Annotated in this window: 15 protein-coding genes; 12 read left to right on the forward strand and 3 right to left on the reverse strand. The window is 59.9% G+C overall.

Features of this window, described 5'->3' with window-relative positions:
* Positions 1–129: 129 nt before the first annotated feature.
* The 6 genes from osmF to BLP23_RS05060 all read left to right on the forward strand — a co-directional run bounded on the left by osmF (position 130) and on the right by BLP23_RS05060 (position 6851).
* The gene (osmF, locus tag BLP23_RS05035) at positions 130–1038 is read left to right on the forward strand and encodes a glycine betaine ABC transporter substrate-binding protein OsmF (RefSeq protein WP_092583779.1); all 909 of its coding nucleotides are present in this window, start codon (positions 130–132) and stop codon (positions 1036–1038) included.
* A gap of 61 nt (positions 1039–1099) precedes the next feature.
* Positions 1100–2266 (forward strand): ABC transporter permease, encoded by a 1167-nt coding sequence (locus BLP23_RS05040; protein WP_092583780.1) that lies wholly within the window; start codon positions 1100–1102, stop codon positions 2264–2266.
* On the forward strand, positions 2263–3207 hold the full coding sequence (locus BLP23_RS05045; protein ID WP_092583781.1) for an ABC transporter ATP-binding protein: 945 nt from the start codon (positions 2263–2265) through the stop codon (positions 3205–3207). The genes BLP23_RS05040 and BLP23_RS05045 overlap by 4 nt, the downstream gene beginning before the upstream one ends.
* Entirely contained in the window at positions 3204–3953 is a 750-nt protein-coding gene (locus BLP23_RS05050; protein ID WP_092583782.1) for an ABC transporter permease, read from the forward strand. Before BLP23_RS05045 ends, BLP23_RS05050 begins: the two co-directional genes overlap by 4 nt.
* A gap of 47 nt (positions 3954–4000) precedes the next feature.
* Complete coding sequence (locus BLP23_RS05055; RefSeq protein ID WP_092583783.1) at positions 4001–4396, forward strand: VOC family protein; 396 nt, start codon at positions 4001–4003, stop codon at positions 4394–4396.
* A 10-nt stretch (positions 4397–4406) separates the two neighbouring features.
* Positions 4407–6851 carry a glycoside hydrolase family 2 protein gene (locus tag BLP23_RS05060; RefSeq protein ID WP_092583784.1) on the forward strand — a complete coding sequence of 815 codons (2445 nt, stop codon included), beginning with the start codon at positions 4407–4409 and terminating at the stop codon, positions 6849–6851.
* A 60-nt stretch (positions 6852–6911) separates the two neighbouring features.
* On the opposite strand, the gene BLP23_RS05065 is transcribed toward BLP23_RS05060, so the two are convergent.
* A complete protein-coding gene (locus BLP23_RS05065) occupies positions 6912–7304 on the reverse strand; it encodes a PRC-barrel domain-containing protein (RefSeq protein ID WP_092583785.1) in 393 nt (130 codons plus the stop codon).
* A 227-nt stretch (positions 7305–7531) separates the two neighbouring features.
* On the opposite strand from BLP23_RS05065, the gene BLP23_RS05070 reads away from it, so the two are divergent.
* The 3 genes from BLP23_RS05070 to BLP23_RS05080 all read left to right on the forward strand — a co-directional run bounded on the left by BLP23_RS05070 (position 7532) and on the right by BLP23_RS05080 (position 12194).
* The gene (locus BLP23_RS05070; protein WP_092583786.1) at positions 7532–9232 is read left to right on the forward strand and encodes a long-chain fatty acid--CoA ligase; all 1701 of its coding nucleotides are present in this window, start codon (positions 7532–7534) and stop codon (positions 9230–9232) included.
* A gap of 139 nt (positions 9233–9371) precedes the next feature.
* A complete protein-coding gene (gene pgi, locus BLP23_RS05075; RefSeq protein WP_092583787.1) occupies positions 9372–10997 on the forward strand; it encodes a glucose-6-phosphate isomerase in 1626 nt (541 codons plus the stop codon).
* A 261-nt stretch (positions 10998–11258) separates the two neighbouring features.
* Positions 11259–12194 carry a HEPN domain-containing protein gene (locus BLP23_RS05080; protein ID WP_092583788.1) on the forward strand — a complete coding sequence of 312 codons (936 nt, stop codon included), beginning with the start codon at positions 11259–11261 and terminating at the stop codon, positions 12192–12194.
* Between the two features lie 267 nt (positions 12195–12461).
* Here the strand turns inward: BLP23_RS05080 and BLP23_RS05085 are convergent, their stop codons facing one another.
* Positions 12462–13475 carry a PQQ-dependent sugar dehydrogenase gene (locus BLP23_RS05085; RefSeq protein WP_092583789.1) on the reverse strand — a complete coding sequence of 338 codons (1014 nt, stop codon included), beginning with the start codon at positions 13473–13475 and terminating at the stop codon, positions 12462–12464.
* Positions 13476–13918: 443 nt separating this feature from the next.
* On the opposite strand from BLP23_RS05085, the gene BLP23_RS05090 reads away from it, so the two are divergent.
* The 3 genes from BLP23_RS05090 (at position 13919) to BLP23_RS05100 (ending at position 15685) form a co-directional block, all read left to right on the forward strand.
* Entirely contained in the window at positions 13919–14173 is a 255-nt protein-coding gene (locus tag BLP23_RS05090) for a type II toxin-antitoxin system HicA family toxin (protein ID WP_092583790.1), read from the forward strand.
* A complete protein-coding gene (locus BLP23_RS05095) occupies positions 14170–14526 on the forward strand; it encodes a type II toxin-antitoxin system HicB family antitoxin (RefSeq protein WP_092583791.1) in 357 nt (118 codons plus the stop codon). Before BLP23_RS05090 ends, BLP23_RS05095 begins: the two co-directional genes overlap by 4 nt.
* A 355-nt stretch (positions 14527–14881) precedes the next feature.
* Positions 14882–15685 carry an alpha/beta fold hydrolase gene (locus BLP23_RS05100; protein ID WP_092583792.1) on the forward strand — a complete coding sequence of 268 codons (804 nt, stop codon included), beginning with the start codon at positions 14882–14884 and terminating at the stop codon, positions 15683–15685.
* Position 15686: 1 nt separating this feature from the next.
* Here the strand turns inward: BLP23_RS05100 and BLP23_RS05105 are convergent, their stop codons facing one another.
* Positions 15687–16613, reverse strand: coding sequence for a carbohydrate kinase family protein (locus tag BLP23_RS05105; RefSeq protein WP_092583793.1), 927 nt, complete (start codon positions 16611–16613; stop codon positions 15687–15689).
* Positions 16614–16618: the final 5 nt, after the last annotated feature.

The raw sequence follows: 16618 nt of genomic DNA on the forward strand, positions 1-16618 counted from the left end.
CGCACACTATTTCCATGATGCTCGTATGTCCGGCATGATCGCTTATGCGCTTTGGCCGGCGGATTTCATGCGCGAAGGTTCCCGCCGGGCCCTCGCGACGGTCAAACGGTGTAACCAAGGGGACACTCCATGCTCAAGAAACTCGCGCTTGCCGTCTCACTTTCCGCTTTTGCGGCGGGTGCGGCCCATGCTGCCGACGTCGTCGTCTCGTCGAAGATCGATACGGAAGGCACGCTCCTCGGCAACGTCATTGCGCTGGCGCTGGAAGCCAACGGCATCAAGACGCAGGACCGCATCGCACTGGGAGCGACGCCTGTCGTGCGCAAGGCGATCACGGCCGGCGAAATCGACATCTATCCGGAATATACCGGTAATGCCGGTTTCTTCTTCAACAAGGCCGATGATGCAGCCTGGAAGAACCTCGAGCAGGGCTACGAGATGGCCAAGAAGCTCGACTATGATGCCAACAAGATCGTCTGGCTGGCCCCCTCGCCTGCCAACAACACCTGGGCGCTCGGCGTTCGCAACGATGTCGCCGGTCCGAACAAGCTCAAGACCATGTCCGATTTCGGCAAATGGGTGACCGGCGGCGGCGATGCGAAGCTTGCAGCTTCAGCCGAGTTCGTGAACTCGGCCGGTGCGCTTCCCGCCTTCCAGACCACCTACGGCTTCCAACTCAAGCCCGACCAGATGGTCGTCCTTTCCGGCGGCGACACGGCAGCGACGATCAAGGCCGCCGCTGACCAGACGAACGGCGTCAACACCGCCATGGTCTATGGCACCGACGGCGCAATCGAAGCGGCCGAACTCACCGTTCTTGAAGACGATAAGAGCGTGCAGCAGGTCTATGCGCCGACCCCGATCATCCGCGAGGACGTACTGAAGGCGAACCCGAAGATCGAGGAAATCCTCGCTCCGATCTTCAAGAGCCTGACGGCCGACGAACTGCGAAAACTGAATGCCAGGATCCAGGTCGAGGGCGAGCCGGCAAAGTCTGTTGCCGAAACCTATCTGAAGGAAAAGGGCTTCCTGAAGTAATCTTCTTACGCTCCGCCCTCATCGCAGTGCGGAGCGGCTGCTTGCCAGACAGGATGGATCGATGGAAGAAACCTTAGCGGTCCGCAAGTTGGATCGGCTCGGCGTGGTTCTCGTGGTTGCCGGCATCATCGCCACGGCGCTTTTGCCCTTCATCTATGTGAAGGCAAACCGCATTGCCTCCGGCAAGCCGATGCTTCTTACGCAGCTTCTCGACCAACCTTCCATCATCATTCTCGCCATTCTTCTGGTCGCCACCGCATTTGCTGCACTCTTTGCTCGGAGCGCCGCCTTGCGGCTTGCGATTGCGACGCTTGGGCTGGCAGCACTGGTCGCGGCGATCGGTCTCGTCGCCGCGGCCTTTACTCCACCCAACAGCAATGCGGCGCGCATGACGCCGGGAGGCGGTTTTTGGGTGCTGTTTGCCGTCGTCGGTCTCATCATTTCGGATGCGCTCGTCAAGATCCGTCTGACGCCGTGGATGCGGGTCGCCGCGCTGATCGGCTACACTGCGCTCCTGGCCGGTTGCCTTTCTTCCGGCCTGCTCGACAGCCTGTCGATCATGAAGGAGTTCGCAACGCGGTCTGCGCAATTCTGGTCCGAGGCGGTCGCCCATTCGCTGCTTGCCCTCGGTTCGCTTGCGATCGCGATCGTCGTCGGCTTGCCGCTCGGCATTTTCTGTTTCTGGGTACCGAAGCTGCGCGCCGCCGTGCTGCAGGGCCTCAGCCTGATCCAGACCATCCCGAGCCTTGCGCTCTTCGGCATCCTCATGCTGCCGCTCGGCTATATCGCAACGCATATGCCGCTCGCAGCAGACCTCGGCATCCGCGGGATTGGCACGGCGCCAGCGCTGATCGCGCTCGTGCTTTATTCCTTGCTGCCGATCGTAGCCAATACGGTCGTCGGTCTTGAGGGCGTTGATCCTTCAGTGCGGGATGCGGCCGCCGGCATGGGCCTGACGCGCCGGCAAATCCTGACCGGCATCGATCTGCCGCTTGCCTTTCCAGTCATTCTCACCGGCATCCGCATCGTGCTCGTACAGGCGATCGGCCTCGTGACGATCGCGGCGCTCATCGGCGGCGGCGGCTTCGGCATCTTCATTTTCCAGGGCCTCGGGCAGACCGCCATGGATCTCGTGATGCTCGGCGCCGTGCCGACCGTCTTCTTCGCTTTTTCATCGGCCGTCATCCTCGATGCGGTCATCGACAGCATACGGGGATCCGCCGCATGACCATGATCGAGATCAGGAACGTCACCAAACGCTATGGCGCTGCAACCGTCGTCGATGGTGTCTCGATGAGTGTCGAGAAGGGTTCGATCACCGTCATCGTCGGCACGTCCGGTTCGGGCAAATCGACGCTGATGCGGATGATCAATCGGCTGGTCCCGATCACCGAAGGACAGATCTTCGTCGCCGGGCAAAATGTCATGGACGTGCCGGCAACAGATCTCCGCCGCAAGATCGGCTACGCAATCCAGGGTCATGGGCTCTTTCCGCACCGGACCGTGGCGCAGAATATCGCAACCGTGCCCGAATTGCTGGGCTGGGACGCAGCGCGCACCGCCGGGCGCGTCGACGAGCTGCTCGGTCTCTTCAATCTCGATCCGGCAAGTTTTGCCGAAAAATATCCCCATCAGCTTTCCGGCGGTCAGCAGCAACGCGTCGGTGTGGCCCGTGCGCTCGCCGCTGAACCAGAGCTACTGCTGATGGACGAGCCCTTTGGTGCGCTCGATCCAGTTATCCGCGGAAAGGCGCAGGACGATCTTCTGGCGATCCAAAAACAGTTCGGCACGACCGTCGTTCTCGTGACTCACGATATGGACGAGGCCTTCCACCTCGGCAACCAGATCGCCGTCATGAGCGAGGGAAGGCTGCTGCAATGCTCGACGCCGGAAAAGATACTGACCGAACCGGCCGACCCCTTCGTGCAACAGTTGACCGGTACCTCCGACAGGGCCTTGAAACTGATGTCGCTGCTGCCGCTCAAGGCAAGCATGGCGCCCGCCAAGACAGGGCTGCCTTACGCACTACCGCAATCGATCAGCCTCCGGGACGCTCTCGCGGAAATGATCTGGCAAGGGGTCGAGGAAGCAGCGGTACAAGATGCCGACAGGGCTCCGGTCGGCTCGATCTCCATGACGCGGCTTCTCGAACTGGGCCGCAAGGCATGAAGCTTGTCGTCGCCAACCTCTTTCGTTTCGCAGCTCTGGGGCTACTCCTGATCCTGCTTTTCAGGACCGAGTGGCTTTCCTTCATATTGGTGCCGCTGACTAGCAACAACGCACCGCCGGTCTACACGCAAAACAGCCTGCCATCGCTTGCCTTCGGCCACCTGGAGCTGGTGGTCGTCTCGATCGTCGGCAGTGCCATTCTGGCGGTTCTGGCCGGCGTCTTCGTGACGCGCAAAAGCGGCGAGGATTTCCTGCCGCTCTCACGCGCGATCGCCAATGCCGGTCAGACCTTCCCACCGGTCGCCGTCTTGGCGCTTGCCGTTCCGGCCACAGGCTTCGGCGCCGCTCCGACGCTGATCGCTCTCTTTCTCTATGGCCTGCTGCCGATCTTCGAGAATACCGTCTCCGGATTGCGTCAGGTTTCGCCGTCCGTTCTTGATGCCGCCGACGGCATGGGGATGGATGCGACACAGCGGCTTTTCCGCGTTGAGCTGCCGCTTGCGCTTCCGCTCATCCTTGAGGGACTAAAGGTCGCGACCGTGATCAACATCGGCACGGCGACGATCGGCTCGACGGTTGCGGCAAAGGGCCTTGGCGAGGTCATCATCGCCGGCCTGATCTCCGACAATACAGCCTTCATCCTGCAAGGCGGTCTCATCGTCGGCCTGATGGCCGTGCTGATCTACGATGCAATGGGCCTCATCGAAAGCGCGATCACGCAGAGAATTGGCTTGCGCCCCGCATAATGGGAAAGCTACCAAGACCGCCGCAATACTGGCAATGGGAGGCCGCCTTGGCAAAGATGATCCACTCCATGATCCGCGTACTCGACGAGGCGCGCTCCGTCGATTTCTACAGCAAGGTCTTGGGGCTCACAGTCGCCGATCGGGTCGAGTTCGAGACCTTCACGCTGATCTATATGAGCAATGCCGAGACCGGATTCGAACTGGAGCTGACGATCAACAAGGGCCGTACCGCATCCTACGACCTCGGCAACGGCTATGGTCACCTCGCTGTTTCGGTCGATGAGGTCGCCGTCGAACACAAGCGATTGACGAAAGCCGGCCTCAATCCCGGCAAGCTTGTCGAGCTCAACCGCGACGGCAAGCTCTTCGGCCTGTTCTTCTTCATCACCGATCCCGACGGCTACAAGATCGAAATTCTGCAGCGTCACGGTCGTTTCCAGTAAGAGCACCTCCATGATCGAAAAAGCCGAACTCCAAAGCGGCTGGACGCTCTCCTGCAACGATACAGGGCATCCCGGACTGCCCGAATCCATTCCCGCAGCCATTCCCGGCTGCGTGCATCTCGACCTGCTGGCAAACCGGCTGATCCCCGACCCCTATCTCGACGTCAACGAGATCAGCAACGACTGGATCGGCAGGACGGAATGGACCTATCGCTGCAGCTTCGAAGCCGCTCCTGATGAGAGCAAAGTTCATGAGCTGGCTTTCGACGGGTTGGATACGATCGCCACGATCCGATTGAACGGCGAGGAGGTGGCGCGAACCTTCAACCAGCATCGTACCTACCGCTTCGATGTTTCGGCTTTGCTCAAGGCCGGCGTCAACGAACTCAGCGTCACCTTCCATTCCGCCTATGCCCACGGTGCGGAGATGGAGAAGCATTACGGCTACCGGCCCAACAATTATCCGGGGCCTGGCAACTTGATGCGCAAAATGGCCTGCAATTTCGGCTGGGACTGGGGACCGACCTTGGTGACTGCGGGGATATGGAAGCCGGTGCGGCTGGAAAGCTGGGATCGGGCACGGCTCTTCGAGACACGGGTATCGGCGACGCTTGCAGGTGGCGATGGCCTGGTGAGGGTTCATGCCAAGCTGGCGAAGCATGGCGCATCGGGTGCCTGCAGGATCGACGCCGAGATTGCGGGCGTATTTCATGCGGTCGAGATTGCCGAAGATGCTGGAGACGCCAGCTTCGACATCCGTGTTCCATCGCCGCAACTTTGGTGGCCGCATCATCTCGGCGCCCAGCCACTCTATCCGCTGAAGATCGAGTTACGCGATAGCGTAAGCGATGACTTACTCGATAGCTATTCCAAGGAGATCGGCTTTCGCTCTGTCCGGCTAGATACTGCGCCGGACGCACATGGCTCAGCCTTCACTTTCATCGTCAACGAGGTGCCGCTTTTCATCTGCGGCGCGAACTGGATTCCCGACGATTGCTTCCCCTCCCGTGTGACTTCGGACGGCTATGTCTCGCGCATCGACGAGGCGAAGGCAGCAAACATCAATATGCTGCGCGTGTGGGGCGGCGGCATTTTCGAGCGCGATGGTTTCTACGAGGCGTGCGACCGCGCCGGGATGCTGGTCTGGCAGGACTTCCTGTTTGCCTGTGCTGCCTATCCGGAGGAAGAGCCGCTTCGTAGCGAAGTGGAAGCCGAGGTACGCGACAATGTCGTCCGGCTGATGTCACACCCTTCGCTCATCGTCTGGAATGGCAATAACGAGAATATCTGGGGCTTCGATGAGTGGGGCTGGCGGCCGATCATCAATGAGGGCGTTACCTGGGGGCTTGGCTATTATCTCGATCTACTCCCGAAGCTGTGTGCCGAACTCGACCCCGACCGGCCCTATTATCCCGGGAGTCCCTATTCCGGCACGATGGATATCGCGCCCAATTCGGACGAACACGGCTGCAAGCATATCTGGGATGTGTGGAACGACGTCGGCTACGAGGTCTATCGCAACTATATCCCGCGCTTTTGCTCCGAGTTCGGCTGGCAGGCGCCGCCGAACTGGGCGACGCTCGAAGAAAGCGTGCATGACAATCCGCTGACGCCGCAATCACATGGCGTCTTCCATCATCAAAAGGCGACACATGGCAACGAGCGGCTGATCCGCGGCCTTGCCAGCCATTTGCCGGTGCCGAAGACGATGGGCGACTGGCATTTCGCCACACAGTTGAACCAGGCGCGCGCGATCCGCTTCGCCGTCGAGCATATGCGCTCGCATCGCGGCGTCTGCAAAGGTGCAGTCGTTTGGCAGTTCAATGATTGCTGGCCGGTAACGTCCTGGTCCGCACTCGATTCCGCGGGACGGCGCAAGCCGCTCTGGTACGCCCTGCAACACGCTTTCGATCCGCGCCTGCTGACGATCCAGCCGCGGGGAGACAAGCTCGCCGCCATAGCCGTCAACGAGCGGACGCTCTTCTGGCGGTCGAAAATCAGCGGCAGGCGCATGAAGCTCGACGGGACGGTGCTTGCCGAATTCGAATTCTGGCGGCTGCTCTGCGACAGGTTCGAAGCGAAGGAATTCATCCTGCCGGACGAAATCGCCACTCCAGATGCGGCTGAGGACGAGGTGGTCGTCGTAGAGATGCTCGACAAACGCGCCTTCCATTATTTCGTCGAGGATGTCGACTTGAAGTTGCCGAGGCCGCAGTTCGACGTCGCAGTCACCCCGGTTGTCGACGGATGCGAGGTGAAGGTCACGGCCAGAAGCTTTCTGAAGGATATTTGCCTGATGGCCGACCGCCTCGATCCGACTGCAGTGGTAGGTTCCATGCTTGTCTCCCTGCTGCCAGGCGAGAGCCATGTTTTCACACTGAATACGAAGCGGCCAATCTCTTCGGACGACATCGTCCCGGGCGTGGTTCTTCGCTCGGCCAACGATCTCCTTTGAAGACACCAAAAAGGCCCCGCCAGCCGCGGGGCCCTTTCCGGCTCGTTCGCGCGAACGACGTTACATCCAGTAAGGTGGCACGCCGTAGTAGTCATAGATTCGGCGGCTATTATCGTTGTACCAGTTGTCGTCATCGTCCGCGTAGCTCGGCGCGTTTTCGATCTCCTCCTTCGTGAGATCGATACGGTAGCCGTCAAGCTGCGTGTCGTAGTTCAGCTTTTCCCACGGCAGCGGGTAGTGGTCATTGCCAATACCCAGGAAGCCGCCAAAGCTCATCACGGCATAGGCCACGCGGCCGTCCTGCTTTCCGATGATCAGGCGCTCGATCGAGCCGATGTGCTTGCCATCGGCGCCATAGACTCGAGTGCCCTCAACCCGGTCGCTTGCAATCAGCGACGGAGTATCCTTCACATTGGGATCGAGGCGGCTGACATCAGCCTCTTCATTGAGCATTTCTGCTTCTCCTCACCTGTCAGTCCTGGAAATAAAACGCGTCTTCGGACTCAAAAGTTCCGATTATCGGAACGGTGGAAGCACGTTGACGTTTACGTCAAAGTTAGTGTAACTCTAATCCAGCTTGAACCGTTCAAGCATTGGCATAAGCTGCCCTTCGGAGGATGGAGGATCATCCGACCGGCAGCCGCAGACCGGCATCCTTGCCGGATAGGGAGAGAGACACGATGAGCAGCATTTCCGTCCATCCAGGTGGCGCGAAGCGGGAAAAGCCTTGGCTTGCCGCCTATCCCGCGATCGTTCCGGCCGAACTGCCGCCGCCGGAACATGAATCGCTGGCGGATCTGCTGGAAAAATCCTGCGAGACCTATGCGAATCGCGTTGCCTTCTCGAGCATGGGCAAGACACTCACCTATCGGGAGCTCGGAGAGCAGACACGCAAGGTCGCAGCCTGGCTGCAAAGCATCGGTCTTCAGAAAGGCGATCGGGTCGCCGTGATGATGCCGAATGTGCTGCAGAACCCTATCGCGGTCTACGGCATCCTGCGGGCCGGCCTGGTCGTCGTGAATGTCAATCCACTCTATACGCCGCGCGAACTGGAACACCAGCTGCGCGATTCGGGTGCCAAGGCGATCTTCGTACTGGAGAACTTCGCGCGCACGGTCGAACAGGTTCTGGTAAAGACGGATGTGCGCCATGTGGTGGTGACTTCGCTTGGCGAAATGCTCGGCCCAAAAGGACTGATCGTCAATTTCGTCGTCCGCAAGGTGAAGAGGCTGGTCCCCTCCTGGTCGATCCCGCAGCACAAGACATTCAAGCAGATCCTGGGCGAAGGTGCTCGAGGGCCGCTGCAACGGCCGGCCATCAGGGGCAGCGATATCGCCTTCCTTCAATATACCGGCGGCACCACGGGTGTGGCCAAGGGTGCGGTGCTGACACACCAGAACCTGCTTGCCAATAAAGGGCAGCTGCAGCTTTGGCTGAAATCCGCTTTCGAGCTCAAGAGGCAGCCGGACGTGCTCAACTTCATGTGTGCGCTACCGCTCTATCACATCTTCGCGCTTACGGTGAACTCGCTGATGGGCATGTCGCTCGGCGCACACAACATCCTGATACCCAATCCGCGCGACATCCCAGGCTTCGTCAAAGAATTCGGCAAGTCGAACGTCCATATCTTCCCCGGCCTCAACACGCTGTTCAACGCGCTGATGAACAATGCCGATTTCGCCAAGCTCGATTTCTCCTCCCTCATCATGTCGCTCGGCGGCGGCATGGCGGTGCAGCGACCGGTCGCCGAGCGCTGGCTGAAGATGACGGGCTCGCATATCACCGAGGGCTACGGCCTTTCCGAGACCTCGCCGGTTGCAACCGCCAACCGCTTCGATTCGCCGGAATTCACCGGCTCGATCGGCTTGCCCCTGCCCTCGACCGAGATCGACATCCGCGACGAAAACGGCAATTCCCTGCCGCTCGGCGAGATCGGCGAGATCTGCATTCGCGGCCCGCAGGTTATGGCCGGCTACTGGCAGAAGCCGGAGGAGACCGCCAAGGTGATGACGGCTGACGGCTTTTTCCGCAGCGGTGACATGGGCTTCATGGACGAGCGCGGCTACACCAAGATCGTTGACCGCAAGAAGGACATGATCCTGGTTTCCGGTTTCAACGTCTATCCGAACGAGATCGAGGAAGTCGCCGCCATGCACCCGGGCATCATCGAGGCTGCCGCGATCGGCGTGCCGGACGGCCATTCCGGCGAAGCGGTGAAACTCTTCGTGGTGCGGAAGGACCTGGCGCTGACCGAGGCCGATGTAAAGGCGCATTGTGCCGCCAACCTCACCAACTACAAGCGTCCCCGCCATATCGAATTCCGCACCGAATTGCCGAAATCGCCGGTCGGCAAGATTCTGCGCAAGGACCTGCGCGGCTGATTTTGACAGCAGCATGAAATTTGAAGCCATCCGCCTGTGCGCGGGTGGCTTTTTTGCATTCCGGCGGTGGCTGAACTTGATTTACGCCCTACAAAGCGAATAGTTTCCGCAACCCTTTCCGCCTTCAAAGGAGCCTCCAATGAACGTCATCGTCGAACAGCTGAAGAGCACTGCGGCCGCCACGAAGGCAACCGATATCCGCGATGCATTCGCGGCCGATCCAAAGCGCTTCTCGCGCTTCACCGCCTCGCTCGACGACCTTTTGATGGACTATTCAAAGACCGCCGTGAACGACGAAATCCTGGCGCTTCTTGTCAAGCTCGCAGAAGAAGCCGGTGTGGAGAAGAAGCGCGAGGAAATGTTTTCCGGCAAAGCCATCAACTTCACAGAAGACCGCGCGGTTCTACACACTGCGCTTCGCAACCGCTCCAACACGGCGGTGCTGGTCGACGGCAAGGATGTGATGCCGGATGTCAACGGCGTTCTCGCCGCCATGGGCAAGTTCGCCGACGGAATCCGCTCCGGCGCGCTGAAGGGCGCGACGGGCAAGCAGATCACCGACGTCATCAATATCGGAATCGGCGGCTCGGACCTCGGCCCGGTCATGGCAACCCTGGCGCTCGCGCCCTTCCATGACGGCCCGCGCGCGCATTTCGTCTCCAACATCGACGGCGCCCATATCGCCGACATCCTGAAGCAGGTCCAGCCGGAAACGACGCTCTTCATCATTGCCTCGAAGACCTTCACGACGATCGAGACGATGACCAATGCGCAGACGGCTCGCAACTTCATCGCCAAGGCTCTGGGTGAGACTGCGGTGCAGCACCATTTCGCGGCCGTCTCGACGGCGCTCGACAAGGTCGCCGCCTTCGGCATCGCGAGCGAACGCGTCTTTGGCTTCTGGGATTGGGTCGGTGGCCGCTATTCCATCTGGTCGGCCATCGGCCTGCCGCTGATGATCGCGATCGGACCGGAAAACTTTGGCAAGTTTCTCGACGGCGCGCATGCAATGGACAACCATTTCCGTAAGGCTCCGGTTACCGAAAACCTGCCGATGCTGCTCGGCCTCATCGGCTTTTACCATCGCAATGTGCTGGGTTACCCCACCCGTGCGATCCTGCCCTACGACCAGCGCCTGTCGCGCTTCCCGGCCTACCTGCAGCAGCTCGACATGGAATCCAACGGCAAGGGTGTGACGATCGACGGCACGCCGGTCGAGAGCAATTCCGGCCCGGTGGTCTGGGGCGAGCCTGGGACCAACGGCCAGCACGCATTCTTCCAACTCATCCACCAGGGAACGAGCATTATTCCCGGTGAATTCATGATCGCCGCCAATGCCTTCGAGCCGGAACTGCGCCACCAGCACCAATTGCTGATGGCCAATTGCCTGGCACAATCCGAAGCGCTCATGAAGGGCCGCACTTTCGAGGAAGCCAAAGCGCAGCTCACAGCCAAGGGGATGAACGACAAGAAGGCCGATTTCATCGCGCCGCACAGGGTCTTCACCGGCAACCGGCCATCGATCACCTTCGTCTATGATAAACTGACGCCCTATGCGCTCGGCCGCCTCATTGCGCTCTACGAGCATCGCGTATTCGTCGAAGGCGTGCTCTTCCGCATCAACTCCTTCGACCAGTGGGGTGTCGAGCTCGGCAAGGAACTGGCGACCGGCCTACTGCCGGTCATTGAAGGCACGGAGAGCGCGGCAGGACACGATAGCTCGACTCAGGGGCTTGTTGCAGCATTGGCGAAGCTCGCCACGTAAGATCACTCCGATCATTCGGGTTGTGCGCCCCTCGGCGATAGCTGTCGGATCTTCCTCCCAGCGGATGTGAGGAGGTATCTCGCCGAGCGGGCCGGCGTTGATCCGAACCGCAAGAGAAGCCCGCGACAGTGAGATTTCGGATCGGAGATAAGGATAACCCTTTTCGCTTTGCGGGGAGAGGTGTACCCGCGAAATATGGTTGTAATGTTTTATCTATGCGCGTAAAGAGTTTAGATGCGCAACAACCGATGAGCCGCTACGATGGATACGATTCCCACCGAAGGCTTCGACGCGGCAGTGACCCTGACAGACCATCTCGACCATCTGCCCGACAAGAAGCGTCGAGAGCTCGCCCGTATTCTGCAAATCCTGTTTTTCGAGGTCGAGCAGTTCCGTGCCACCAAGCTGTCCGGAAAGAAGGCCGCCGGCAAGGTCCTCATGGTCATCCTTTACGGCTCCTATGCCCGCGGCGACTGGGTCGAGGATCGCGCAAGCGGCTACCGTTCCGACTATGACCTTCTCATCGTCGTCAACACCAAGAGCTTTGCCGAGGAGCACGAGCTGTGGGGGGCGCTGGAGGAACGGCTGCTGCAGGAGCAGATCAGCCACCGGATCGAAACGCCGGTGATCCCGATCGTGCACTGCCTGGCAGACGTCAACGACCAGTTGGCACGCGGCCGGCCATTCTTCACCGACATCGCCAAGGACGGGATCGTGCTCTACGAGGAGCCCGGCCATCCCCTCGCCCAGCCGAAGGCGCTGACACCAGACGAGGCAAAGGCCGAAGCACAGCGGTATTTTGACAAATGGTTTCTCGATGCGTCTTACTGTGTCAGGCAGGCTGAAATTGCTTTTGCCGATCAGATGTCAAACCACGCCGCCTTCGATCTGCATCAGGCAACAGAGCGCTTTTACCATTGCGTTTTGCTGACCCTGACGCTGTACAGCCCGAAGTCTCACCGCATCAAGGTGCTGCGCTCGCAAGCCGAAAGCACCGATGCGCGGCTGGTTTCCGCCTGGCCGCGCGACACCCGCTCTGCCCGCCGCTCATTCGAGCTGTTGTCGCGGGCTTATGTCGAGGCGCGCTATTCGTCGAGATACACGATCAGTAATGAAGAGCTGCAATGGCTTGTCGCGCGCGTGAAGGACCTGCAGGCGCTTGTGGAGACTATCTGCAAGGAACGTCTTGGCCCATGAAGTCAGATCTCAGTATGTTGAGTGGTGCGAAAAGCACAGTTCCAAACTAGGCATTGTGCGGCTTTCGCAACACAGAAGAACATGTTCACCGAACGGACCATCGTTCAAGGTCGCATAAGGCGCAATGCGCAACCGGCGTCAGGAGGCTTTCGCAGCGGCAGTCCGCGGCAGCTCGCCAATCCTGAACCCGACTACCTACCTCGAAGCGCTCATCCGACTAAAAACGCCGTTAACCTGAAGCGAGCCCCTCCAAGGAACCCTCGGACGTCACCGCCTGAGGACGTAAATCGCGCCTCCGGCGTCGTCGGATATTAGGACGGAACCGTCCGGCGCTTCCTTGACGTCCACAGGCCGTCCGACGCCTCTGGCGAAAGTCGTCGCGGAGACGGGGCGCGCGCCTTGGAAGCGCACCCGCACTACCTGACGGCCGACCGGAACAGACCTGTCCCAACTGCCGTGCTCGGCAACCAGGGCGTCGCCGCCGAGGCTGCGGAAAAAATGGATTCCCAAGGTTGCGACATGTGCCTGAAAGCTGAAGACGGGCGAAATCTGCGGCGCGGGCGGCGGCGCGTCCTCGAACCCTTTGAGCCGGATCTGGCCTCCGAAAAAGGGAAAGCCGTAAAAGCCGCCGGGCTGCAGCGCGTTCAGCTCGTCTGGTGGGATATCGTCGCCCATTCGGTCGGCGCCGTTGTCGGTAAAGAACATCGTGCCGCCGCGCCAGTCGAAGCCGACCGAATTGCGCACACCCCAGGCCACTCGTCGAAGGTCGGACCCGTCCTGGTCCATGCTGACGATCGTGCCTTGCAGCCCGCGCGGCAAGCAAATGTTGCAAGGCGATCCCAACGAGACATAGAGCCGGGAATCGGGACCGACGGCGATATAGCGAAAACTGTGGGCTCCCGAATTCGGCAAGTCTCGACGAATATCACGCCTACCGCTCAGAGCGCCCCCACGCCCGATGTTGAATGCGGTTACGCTGTTTCTCGAAGCGACGAACAAACGACCGCGAGAGCATGCGACTCCGTTCGGAGCGGAGAATCCGGAGGCGACACGCCGGGCGCGGCCGCCGGAGAATGGCACGGCATAGACCGAGGAACCTTTGGTTCCAACGAACAATATGTCGCCGCAGACCGCCATTTCGCGCGCGGCGGGAACACGTGCGAGCAGCTCGGCGCGCGCCGGGCCGAGGGCCACGCCGGAGGCGACAGTCGCGACGGAGGCGAGCGCGAGAAATCCAATTCTAGCGGAGAGAAATTCGGCTTTAGGGGAAAAGACGTTCATCGGCGCCCTCCGAATACAAGCTGAATTGCTGGAAGGAATTGGAGCGGCTTAACTTCGTTTCAAGACGGAGCCCAGGCCTCACGGCGAAGTGATCTCCTGGTTTGATGGGCGGCTCGGCCGCGGGCGTGGCGAAGCGCTCCAGAGCTGCCTGTCGCGCCGACGAGAACGTCAGGGCCGGCTTGGATGGAAGTTTGCCCTTTGTATTGCTTGCCGGACTGGATCGATCGCGCCAAGAGGCAACTCCAATCCCTCGCCTTGAAAAGATTCGAACCGCAGACCCCTGATAACACCGATGCCGGCGAGAACGTAGTCACGAGCCTATTCTTCGAATTGATCGACTGCCTCATAAGGGCGATTAGAAAACTATGAACCCATGGTTCTAGCCTACTTGGGCTGCCGAATATGTGCTTGCATAATCAGCAAGCGCCTATATATTTGCTAGCATGAACAGCAAGCAGAGAAAGACTCTGGCGGCCGTCTTCAGGGATCCGGTCTCTGGAACCATTGAATGGACGGCAATCGAGAACCTGCTTGTAGCTGCCGGGGCGAGTGTAATCGAGGGAAACGGCTCTCGCGTTAAGTTCGAAAAAGACGGCATCATTGCGAGCTTCCATCGACCTCACCCGGACAAGGAAGCGAAGCGCTATCAGGTGCGCGATGCTCGCGAGTTCCTGACGCAAATTGGAGCAACACCATGAACACCTTGACTTACAACGGCTACCACGCTCGCATCGAATTTGACGCTGAGGACGAGGTATTTTTTGGCAAGATTGCAGGTATTTCCGATGTCATCGGCTTTCACGGTGACAGCGTCTCTGAAATTAAGAAAGCCTTTCATGAGGCTGTCGATGATTACGTCGAGACATGCAAGACAATAGGAAAAGAGCCTCAGAAATCCTATTCTGGCAAGATGATGTTTCGTGTCGCTCCTGAAGTGCACCGCCGAGCAGCTCTTGCCGCCGAGCTTTCAGGAAAGAGCCTCAATCAGTGGGCGGAAGAAGCACTCGAAGAAGCCGCCGAACACTTTGTCGAGGCTCGTCTATCGGCCTAGTAGATGTAAATGCGAATGACTCGTTTGTCCGTCGAATTGGCCACGTAAGTCCGTTCTACGAGATGCTGTGTTTGCTCTGCACCTCAGCTCGCCCTTGTCGCGGCTGCCGGCGCACGACGGGTCTCCCTAAGCCTGGCATCCCGTTTAGGCATTGTGCGACTTTCGAAGCCCTTAGACGATCTGATGGTGTCTTATTTCACCTTCTAAAAATTCTCCGTGGGACCATCGGGGTCTGACGTTCGACGATCCCGACTATCGGATCGTGCTTCAAGATCTCGGATGGGATCTGTGATTTTCAGTTGAAGCTGTCGAAACGCGCCACATCTGATCGTCTGTATCAGGAAGGGAGAGCCGGATGAGTGGGATGGACGACGAGCTCAAGATTTTTGAGGCAGAGGGCGCGCCACCGCTGCCGAGGGCGGCATCCGCAGGTCTCGTCGCGCATGACGGCGCCAGGATCTGGTACGCGACTTACGGGAACGGTCCTGCGGTGATCCTGCTGCATGGCGGGCTTGGTAACAGCGGCAATTGGGGCTACCAAGTGCCGGCATTGGTCGAGTCCGGCCGGCAGGTTGTGGTCATCGACAGCCGTGGGCATGGCCGCAGCACGCGCGATAGCCAGCCGTATGAGTACGCGTTGATGGCAACGGACGTTCTGGCGATCATGGATCATCTAGAGCTCGCCAAAGCAGCGCTCGTCGGCTGGAGTGATGGCGCCTGCACGGCACTCATCCTTGCCGATCAGCATCCGGACCGCGTCTGCGGCGTCTTCTTCTTCGCGTGCAATATGGATCCGAGCGGCACGAAAGAGTTTGTCGCGACACCGGTCATCGATCGCTGCTTCAGCCGGCACAGGAAGGACTATCAGGCACTATCGGCAACACCCGATCAGTTCGATGCCTTTGTTCAGGACGTCAGCAGGATGATGGCGACCGAGCCCAACTACACATCAAGCGATCTCGCGCGGATCAAGGTGCCAGTCGCGGTCGTGCTGGGTGAGCGCGACGAATTCATCAAGCCCGAGCATGCCGACTATCTCGCGCGCAACATCCCTGATGCGGAGCTCATCCTGCTGCCCGATGTCAGCCACTTCGCGCCCCTGCAGCGGCCCGAGCACTTCAATCGCGAAGTACTCGGCTTTCTTGATCGGCTTGCGTAGCTCAAAGGCCGATTTCGTGCGCCCAGGGCGGATTGGCGCCGGCGCGCGAAACGGTGACAGCCGCGGCCTTTGCCCCAAGCGACAGGGCGTTGTGCAGCGCCTTTTCGTCGAGGGAGGCAACCTGCGCCTTGGTCAGCAGATTGTCCATCTTCAGCGAAGCGAGGATGCCCGCATCGAATGTATCGCCCGCACCAACCGTGTCGACCACGGTGACGCGCTGGCTCGGCACAACGACCTTGCGATCCTTGGTGTAGCCCGACGCGCCTTCAGCGCCCTTGGTGATGACGACGAGCTTGGCGCCATGCTTCAGCCAGTGGGCCGCCAGATCGTCGTGGCTGGCTTCAAGGCCAAACCATTCGAGATCCTCGTCGGAAAACTTGACGATATCGGATTTCGCCGCCATGCGCTTGATGCGCGCCATGTGGGCTTCCTTGTTCTTGATGAAGCCGGGGCGGATGTTCGGATCGAGCGAGATGACGCGCTTTCCGGCCTCTCGATCGAGTAGCGTCTCGTACGTCTCGCCGCAGGGACTGGGGATCAGGCTGATCGCGCCGAAATGTAGCGCCTCACAATCGTCGCCGAGGACCGGCAGGTCGTCTTTGGTGATCATGCGGCCGGCCGTGCCTTCATCGTAGAAGGCATAAGTCGCCTGCCCGTTCACCAGCTTAACAAATGCGAGCGTCGACGGGCGGGGCGATATGGCGCAAAGGCTGAAATCGACATTGCTGGCGACCAGCGTTTCGCGCAGGATATCGCCCATCATGTCATCGGCGATGCCGGTAAAGAAGGACGTCGGAACGCCAAGCCTGCCGAGCGCGATCGCCGTATTGAAGATCGCACCGCCGGCATAGGGCGCGAAGCTCTTCTCGCCGAGCGTGGTCTCCCGCGGCAGCATGTCGATCAACGCTTCGCCACAGCACAAAATCATTCCGG

Origin of the sequence: Rhizobium mongolense subsp. loessense (assembly GCF_900099775.1) — a bacterium.
In the GTDB taxonomy this organism is placed as follows: domain Bacteria; phylum Pseudomonadota; class Alphaproteobacteria; order Rhizobiales; family Rhizobiaceae; genus Rhizobium; species Rhizobium loessense.

Excerpts from the sequence above, each read along its gene's own strand:
- osmF (WP_092583779.1), top strand. The coding sequence starts at position 130 with ATGCTCAAGAAACTCGCGCTTGCCGTCTCACTTTCCGCTTTTGCGGCG.
- BLP23_RS05040 (WP_092583780.1), top strand. The coding sequence starts at position 1,100 with ATGGAAGAAACCTTAGCGGTCCGCAAGTTGGATCGGCTCGGCGTGGTT.
- BLP23_RS05045 (WP_092583781.1), top strand. The coding sequence starts at position 2,263 with ATGACCATGATCGAGATCAGGAACGTCACCAAACGCTATGGCGCTGCA.
- BLP23_RS05050 (WP_092583782.1), top strand. The coding sequence starts at position 3,204 with ATGAAGCTTGTCGTCGCCAACCTCTTTCGTTTCGCAGCTCTGGGGCTA.
- BLP23_RS05060 (WP_092583784.1), top strand. The coding sequence starts at position 4,407 with ATGATCGAAAAAGCCGAACTCCAAAGCGGCTGGACGCTCTCCTGCAAC.
- BLP23_RS05065 (WP_092583785.1), bottom strand. The coding sequence starts at position 7,304 with ATGCTCAATGAAGAGGCTGATGTCAGCCGCCTCGATCCCAATGTGAAG.
- BLP23_RS05070 (WP_092583786.1), top strand. The coding sequence starts at position 7,532 with ATGAGCAGCATTTCCGTCCATCCAGGTGGCGCGAAGCGGGAAAAGCCT.
- pgi (WP_092583787.1), top strand. The coding sequence starts at position 9,372 with ATGAACGTCATCGTCGAACAGCTGAAGAGCACTGCGGCCGCCACGAAG.
- BLP23_RS05080 (WP_092583788.1), top strand. The coding sequence starts at position 11,259 with ATGGATACGATTCCCACCGAAGGCTTCGACGCGGCAGTGACCCTGACA.
- BLP23_RS05085 (WP_092583789.1), bottom strand. The coding sequence starts at position 13,475 with ATGAACGTCTTTTCCCCTAAAGCCGAATTTCTCTCCGCTAGAATTGGA.
- BLP23_RS05090 (WP_092583790.1), top strand. The coding sequence starts at position 13,919 with ATGAACAGCAAGCAGAGAAAGACTCTGGCGGCCGTCTTCAGGGATCCG.
- BLP23_RS05095 (WP_092583791.1), top strand. The coding sequence starts at position 14,170 with ATGAACACCTTGACTTACAACGGCTACCACGCTCGCATCGAATTTGAC.
- BLP23_RS05100 (WP_092583792.1), top strand. The coding sequence starts at position 14,882 with ATGAGTGGGATGGACGACGAGCTCAAGATTTTTGAGGCAGAGGGCGCG.
- BLP23_RS05105 (WP_092583793.1), bottom strand. The coding sequence starts at position 16,613 with ATGATTTTGTGCTGTGGCGAAGCGTTGATCGACATGCTGCCGCGGGAG.